Source organism: Brevundimonas sp. AAP58 (assembly GCF_001295975.1).
GTDB lineage: Bacteria > Pseudomonadota > Alphaproteobacteria > Caulobacterales > Caulobacteraceae > Brevundimonas.
The window spans coordinates 44,797-51,539 of the sequence record NZ_LJHU01000046.1; the positions used below are offsets into that span (position 1 = coordinate 44,797).

The window sequence follows — 6,743 nt, forward strand, 5'->3', positions numbered from 1 at the left end:
ATTCGATGTTAGACGTTCATCCCGTGAACACGGTGAAGCTGGAGCCCCTCCCCGCATGCGTCGCTTTCTGATCTGGTCCGCGCTCGCGGTCGTCATCGGCCTGGCCATCGCCGGTGGCGGTTACTGGGCCTACTGGAACTTCTACGCCCGCTTTCAGCCGGTGACGGTCACGAGGAACCAGGCTGACATCCAGCGGCTTCTGGATGAGGCGTCCTGGCTCTCGGGCGGCGGGGGCGGAGAGCCGCTCTATGTGATCGGCTATCGCGACTCGGCGTCCTTCCAGCGCTACCAGCGCGAGGAAGGCGATCGGCTGCGCGCCGGTGGCATCGAAATGCGGGTCATCGTCTTTGCCCGACCCGACCGCGAGGGCGCGCCTCAGTCGACACCCAGCGAACGCACCACCGTCGCCGAGCTGTGGCTCAGCCGCGACTGGAGCCTCTACGAGCGCTGGATCTCCACGCCCGCCAACCGCTGGACGGCCGCCGGCGTTCCCGTGGCCGATGGCAACCTGGCCCGCTCGGCCGTGGTCGAGGCCAGCCGCCAGTTTCGCGATCGCCTGACGGACCTGCTGCGCGACGCGGGCGTCCCGATGGGCTATCCCCTGGTCATCTGGCGCGACAGGGAGGGCTTCCTGAAGGCGTGCGCCTGCTCCGACAGCCGCTCCTGGGTGTTCGTGCGCGACGACGTGGGCGCGCCCGACGACCTGTCGACCCCGACCCCGCCCGATCCGGTCGATGTCGCGCCCGGTGCCCCGCCACCCGCAGGAACCGATGGGGCCCTGCCCTATCCGAACCTGGGGCCGATCCCGCCGCTCGAGGGGGGCGCAACAACGGCGCAGCCCGGGGAAACTCCCGGTCCCGCACGCCCGGCCGCGCCGCGCACCGAGCCCGCGCGCCCCAGCACGCCCCCGGCTCCGCCTCAGCCGAACCAACAGGACGACACGACCTTCTTCTAGGCGGTCAGGAGAACAGCCTGCGGCACACGCCGATCAGACGCTCCACGTCGTCGGCGTCCTGATAGAGGCCAAAGCCAAAGCGGATCACCTCGTCCCGAACATCGGTGACGACATTGGCGGCCAGCAGATTGGCCCGCCAACGCTGGGCGTCCCTGTGCTTCAACGCCAGGAACCGGGCGCGCGGCAGGTTGCCGCCGGGCGGAGGATTGAGCACCTCCGCCTCGCCCAGCCGCCCGCATTCGCCCACCTTCAACGCCTCGAAGAACCGTGACGACAGCCGGTCCGCATGGGCCGACACGTCCGCCGTGGTCAGGCCGTTCTCGTCCAGCATCCGCCGCACGCCGTTGAAGCGATAGAGCGGCGTCGAATCGAACGTCGCGCCCCAGAACCGCCCGGCGTCGGCGCGATACTGCACCCCTTCCGGCGGCCCCATCAGATTGCCGAACTCGGCGAACCAGCCCGTCACGACCGGCCGCTCGCAGAAGCCTTCGGGCGCATGAAGGAAGCCCGCCCCTTCGCCCGTCATGGCGTATTTGTAGCCGCCCGAGACGTAGAAGATCCGGTCCGCTACTGCCGACAGGTCCGTCGGCGTGGCCATGAAGCCGTGATAGCCGTCCACGATCACCCACGGCCCCTCGGGCCTGGCCAGCGCCGCCAGATCGTCGATGCACCCGATGGCCTGACCGGTCTTGAAGAAGACCTGGCTGACCACGATGGCGTCGAACGCCCCACCCTTCGCCGCCGCGATGAAGCGGTCATCGAACGTCTCGAACGGCTCCAGCGGCACCCGCGTCACGACCGCCTCGCCAGCCTCCTCCCACCGCTCGGCCTGGCGGCGGAAGGCGTGGAACTCCCCGTCCGTGGTCAGGATGCGGATGGGCCGGGTCTCGATGCCCGAGAACACCCGGATCAGGAAGTCGTGGGTGTTGGGCGCGAACACCACCGTCTCCGGGTCAGGAAGGCCCAGCTCCTTGGCCACATGCCTCTGCGCCTCCGGCACGACTTCGCCGAAGACCAGGTCCCACTTGCGGTCGGCGAAATGATTGGCCTCCACCCAGGCCCGCACCTGCCCGTCGAACGAGGCGTCCGGCCACAGGTGATGGCTGTGCGCGGCGAAGTGCAGCCGGTCGGGGTCGAGCGCGAGCGCGCGGGAGAAGAGGGGTTTGTAGGTCATGATCTACCCAAGCATGTCCGGACGGATCAGACGACGCCCGTGGATCACGCGCGCGATCCGAACATGGTCGGCCTCGACTGAATAAAGGATGCGATAGCGGCCATGAATCAGGCAACGGTAGTCACACCGACCCTTCACCAAGACTGAGTGGCGCTCAGGAAAGCGGTCGAGCCGACTGGCGGCCTCGACGATCTCCTCGACGAAGCTGAAGGCGCGTTCCGGATTGTCGATGGCGATGTAGGCGGCGATGTCGTCCAGATCGATCTCGCTATCGGGCGAGAAGATCACCCTCATCCGGAGGATTTCGCTCGGGACGGCGGATTTTCGTACTTGGCGCGCAAGTCGATCAGAATTTCGTCCGCCGATTTGCCGATCCCGCTGTCCAACGATGCGTCCAGCGCCGCTCTCAAACCCTCTTGGTCGAGCATCCGGGACGCCTCCCGCCATCGGCTCAGGGCGTGGCGCACGACGTCGGCGACGTCCGCATAGTCGCCGGCATCGACCGCCGCGTGAACCACGGCCGCCAGATCCTCGTCGATATCAGCCGTGATCGTCTCGTACTTGCCCATAAGCCTAAGACTACCACGACCCCGAGATCAGACCAGCGCCCCGTGGCAGTGCTTGAACTTGCGACCTGACCCGCACGGGCAGTCCGCGTTCCTCGGCGTGCGCTCCCATCCGGCGGGCAGCAGCTCGACCGGCAGGCGCGAACGGTCGTCGCCCGTCACCTGGCCCTCCGGGTTCTGCGCCATCGGATCGGCCATCTCGTTCTGGCCCGTGCCGGGGTTCAGGTGGATTTCCTGGAACTCGGGCAGGTCCATCGGCGGCGGGGCCTCGAAGCGGAACTCCACCGTCATCAGCCAGCGCGTCACATTGTGCCGCAGCTCGTGCAACAGGGTCTCGAACAGGCTGAAGGCCTCGGTCTTGTACTCGTTCAGCGGATCGCGCTGGCCATAGCCGCGCAGGCCGATGACGCCGCGCAGGTGGTCCAGATGCACCAGGTGCTCGCGCCACTGCATGTCGATCATCTGCATCAGGAACTGCTTCTCCAGCCCCCGCATCTGGCCTTCGCCCAGCTGTTCCAGACGCTCGGCGGCGCGCTTGTCCGCCGCCTCGCGGATGCGCTCCTCGACCTCCTCGTTGGACACGCCTTCCTCGGCGGCCCAGTCGTGCAGCGGAAGCGTCAGGCCCAGGGTGGACTTCACCTTCTCGTCCAGGCCGTCGATGTCCCATTGCTCGGCATAGGCCTTGGGCGGCATGTAGCGCTCGACCAGGTCGGAGATGACGTCGTTCCTGAACTCGCCGACCAGTTCGGACAGGTCCTCGGAATCCATGAACTCCTGGCGCTGCTCGAACACGGCCTTGCGCTGGTCGTTCACGACGTCGTCGTACTTCAGCAGGTTCTTGCGGATGTCGTAGTTGCGGGTCTCGACCCGCTTCTGGGCGGTCTCGACGGCGCGGTTCAGCCAAGGGTGGCTGATCGCCTCGCCCTCGGCCACGCCGAAGTTCCTCATGATCGCATCCAGCCGGTCGCCGGCGAAGATGCGCAAGAGGTCGTCCTCGCAGCAGAGGAAGAATTTCGACACGCCCGGGTCGCCCTGACGGCCGGTGCGGCCGCGCAGCTGGTTGTCGATGCGGCGGCTTTCGTGGCGCTCCGTGCCCAGCACGAACAGGCCGCCGGCGGCGAGCGCCTTTTCCTTCTGGACGGCGATGTCGGCCTTGAGGCGCTCTTCTTCCGCCTTCTCCATCTCGGGCGTGACCTCGATGGCCAGGTTCCTCTGGTCCAGCCGCCACTTGGCCAGTCGCATCTCGAGGTTGCCGCCCAGCTGGATGTCGGTGCCGCGACCGGCCATGTTGGTGGCGATCGTCACCGCGCCGGGCAGACCGGCGTCGGCGACGATATAGGCTTCCTGCTCGTGCTGGCGGGCGTTCAGAACGCTGTGAGGGATGCCCTTGCCCTTGACCGTCTGGATGTCATAGGCGGCGTCGCCGATCTTCTGGGCTTCCTTCTCGCGGCCGACGTATTCGGGCTTGAGCGTGCGCGAGATCTCGACCTCATAGGCATAGGTCCGCAGCAGTTCGGACAGCTGTTCGGACTTCTCGATCGAGACGGTGCCGACCAGGATCGGCTGGCCTTTCACGTGACACTGGGCGATCTGGGCGGCGATCGCCTGGTTCTTTTCCTTGTAGGTCCGATAGACCTCGTCGTCGTGGTCGATGCGCTGGACCGGCCGGTTGGTCGGCACTTCCAGCACGTCCATTTTGTAGATGTCGAGGAACTCCTGGGCCTCGGTCGCGGCCGTGCCGGTCATGCCCGACAGCTTCTCGTACAGGCGGAAGTAGTTCTGGATCGTCACCGAGGCCAGGGTCTGGTTCTCGGGCATGATCTTGACGTCCTCCTTGGCCTCGATGGCCTGGTGAAGACCCTCGGACAGGCGCCGGCCCTGCATCATCCGGCCAGTAAACTCGTCGATCAGGATGATCTCGCCACCCTTGATGATGTAGTCCTTGTCGCGCTGGTAGAGCGTGTTGGCCCGCAGCGCCTGGTTGACGTGGTGCACCAGGCTGATGTTGGCGGCGTCATACAGGCCCGTGGTGTCCTCGGCGAAGTGGCCGCCCTCTTCCAGCATCTGCTCGATGCGCTCGGAGCCTTCTTCGGTCAGCAGCGCCTGGCGCTGCTTCTCGTCCAGGTCATAGGTCGACTTGTCCTGGATCAGCGTCTTCACCAGGGCGTCGACGATCTTGTAGAGCTCGGACCGGTCCTCGGTCGGGCCCGAGATGATCAGCGGCGTGCGCGCCTCGTCGATCAGGATGGAGTCGACCTCATCGACGATCGCGAAGTGGTGGCCGCGCTGGACCATCTCGCGCCGGTCATAAACGAGGTTGTCGCGCAGGTAGTCGAAGCCGAACTCGTTGTTGGTGCCGTAGGTGATGTCGGCGGCGTAGGACATCTGCCGCTGGCCCGACGACAGGCCGTTGACGATCACGCCGACTTCCAGCCCCAGGAAGCGATAGACCCGGCCCATCCATTCGGCGTCGCGCCGGGCCAGGTAGTCGTTGACGGTGATGACGTGGACGCCCTTGCCCAAGAGCGCGTTCAGATAGACGGGGGCCACGGCGACCAGGGTCTTGCCCTCGCCGGTCCGCATCTCGGCGATGCCGCCCTCATGCAGGATCATGCCGCCGGTCAGCTGGACGTCGTACTGGCGCTGGCCCAGCACCCGCTTGGAGGCCTCGCGCGCCACGGCGAAGGCGTCGTTCAGGATCTTGTCCAGGCTTTCCCCTTGCCCGATGCGGTCGCGGAACGCATCCGTCATCATGCGCAGCTCGTCGTCCGACAGGGCTGCGTACTTGGCCTCCAGCGCGTTGATCTTCTGGACCCGGCTCATGAAGTCCTTGACCTTGCGGTCGTTGGAGGAGCCGAAGAGTTTCTTGGCGAAGCCGAGCATGGATGATCCGGAAGCGGACGAGCGGTTCAGAGCTCAGGAGGTGCCCTAGGAGAGCGGCGATCGAACGCCGCGAGAGGGGCCGCCGGACGGGGCGGCGTGGGGGCCGCGCGAACGCTCGAAAACCCCTCGACTTGGGCGCAGGCGGGACTTAAGCACCGGCCATACCCCTGTCAACGCGAGGGGCTTTGCAGCCGCGCGTTTGGGCCTGATCGCTTAAGACATGGAGCGTCCGATGCGGCGCCTTTCCCACGCCCTGACCCTCTTGGCCCTGACCGGCGCCCTTGCGCTCGCCGCCTGCGGTCGCGGCGGTGGCGAAGACCGCCCGCCCGAGCCCGGCGACCGGGCGGTCGCCGAGGTCCAGAACCAGACGATCTGGGCGTCCGACGTCAAGCGCGAGGCCGTGGCTCAAGGGCTGATCGGCGAGGGAGAGCCGCTGGACGTCACCTCGGACCTGTTCCGCCGCGTGCTGGACGAGGTCATCGACCAGAAGCTGCTGGCCCGCGAGGCCGAACGGCGCGGTCTGGACAACTCCCCCCTGGCCCAGCGCAGGCTGGAGGCGACGCGCGAGCGCATCCTGGGCGACATGCTGGTCGAGAACGTCGTCAACGGCGCCATCTCGGATCAGGCGGTCGAGACGCTGTATCGGGAACAGCTAAGGCTTGCGCAGACGTCGGAGGAGATCCGCGTGCGCCTGATCCTGTCGCGCACGCGCCAGGAGGCCGACGCCGTTCTGGGCATCCTCGGCCAGGGCGCGACCTTCGAGGCCGTGGCCATGGAACGCTCGATCGACGAGGCCACGCGCTTCTCCGGCGGCGACCTCGGCTATTCCACCGTCGACGTCATGCCCCAGGCCTACGCCAATGCGCTGAGGGACGCGCCGGCCGGCTCCACCGTCGGCCCCTTCCAGACCGAGGGCGGCTGGGCCGTGCTGCGGGTCGAGGATCGCCGCCGCGAGAGCCCGCCCACGCTCGAACAGGCCCGGCCCCAGATCGTGCGCTACCTGACCTATGAAGGCGTCCGCCAGCTGCTGGAGGAGTTGCGCGGCAAGGCCGAGGTCGAGGTGCTGCTATCCGCCGAGGACGGCCGGGCGCAGGAGCCGGCGTCAGCACCGCCCGCCCGTGCGCCCTCGACAGCTACGGCTCCGGCGCCCACGCCCGCCCCCGCC

General features: G+C 67.3%; 6 protein-coding genes. 2 read left to right on the forward strand and 4 right to left on the reverse strand.

Translation table 11 applies throughout. The annotated features are described in order from the left end of the window. The first annotated feature begins 55 nt into the window (after positions 1 to 55). On the forward strand, positions 56 to 955 hold the full coding sequence (locus IP78_RS06810; protein ID WP_054110945.1) for a hypothetical protein: 900 nt from the start codon (positions 56 to 58) through the stop codon (positions 953 to 955). Positions 956 to 959: 4 nt separating this feature from the next. On the opposite strand, the gene IP78_RS06815 is transcribed toward IP78_RS06810, so the two are convergent. The 4 genes from IP78_RS06815 to secA are packed head-to-tail and all read right to left on the reverse strand — an operon-like array spanning position 960 to position 5,578. Then, complete coding sequence (locus IP78_RS06815) at positions 960 to 2,129, reverse strand: aminotransferase class V-fold PLP-dependent enzyme (RefSeq protein ID WP_054110946.1); 1,170 nt, start codon at positions 2,127 to 2,129, stop codon at positions 960 to 962. Positions 2,130 to 2,132: 3 nt separating this feature from the next. Further along, positions 2,133 to 2,423 carry a type II toxin-antitoxin system RelE/ParE family toxin gene (locus IP78_RS06820; protein WP_054110947.1) on the reverse strand — a complete coding sequence of 97 codons (291 nt, stop codon included), beginning with the start codon at positions 2,421 to 2,423 and terminating at the stop codon, positions 2,133 to 2,135. Beyond that, on the reverse strand, positions 2,420 to 2,698 hold the full coding sequence (locus IP78_RS15495; RefSeq protein ID WP_054110948.1) for a hypothetical protein: 279 nt from the start codon (positions 2,696 to 2,698) through the stop codon (positions 2,420 to 2,422). The genes IP78_RS06820 and IP78_RS15495 overlap by 4 nt, the downstream gene beginning before the upstream one ends. A gap of 27 nt (positions 2,699 to 2,725) precedes the next feature. Beyond that, the gene (gene secA / locus IP78_RS06830) at positions 2,726 to 5,578 is read right to left on the reverse strand and encodes a preprotein translocase subunit SecA (RefSeq protein WP_054110949.1); all 2,853 of its coding nucleotides are present in this window, start codon (positions 5,576 to 5,578) and stop codon (positions 2,726 to 2,728) included. A gap of 232 nt (positions 5,579 to 5,810) precedes the next feature. Between secA and IP78_RS06835 the strand changes: the two genes are divergently transcribed. After that, positions 5,811 to 6,743 (forward strand): peptidylprolyl isomerase (locus IP78_RS06835; RefSeq protein WP_082384895.1); only part of this gene is annotated, 933 nt, incomplete at its 3' end.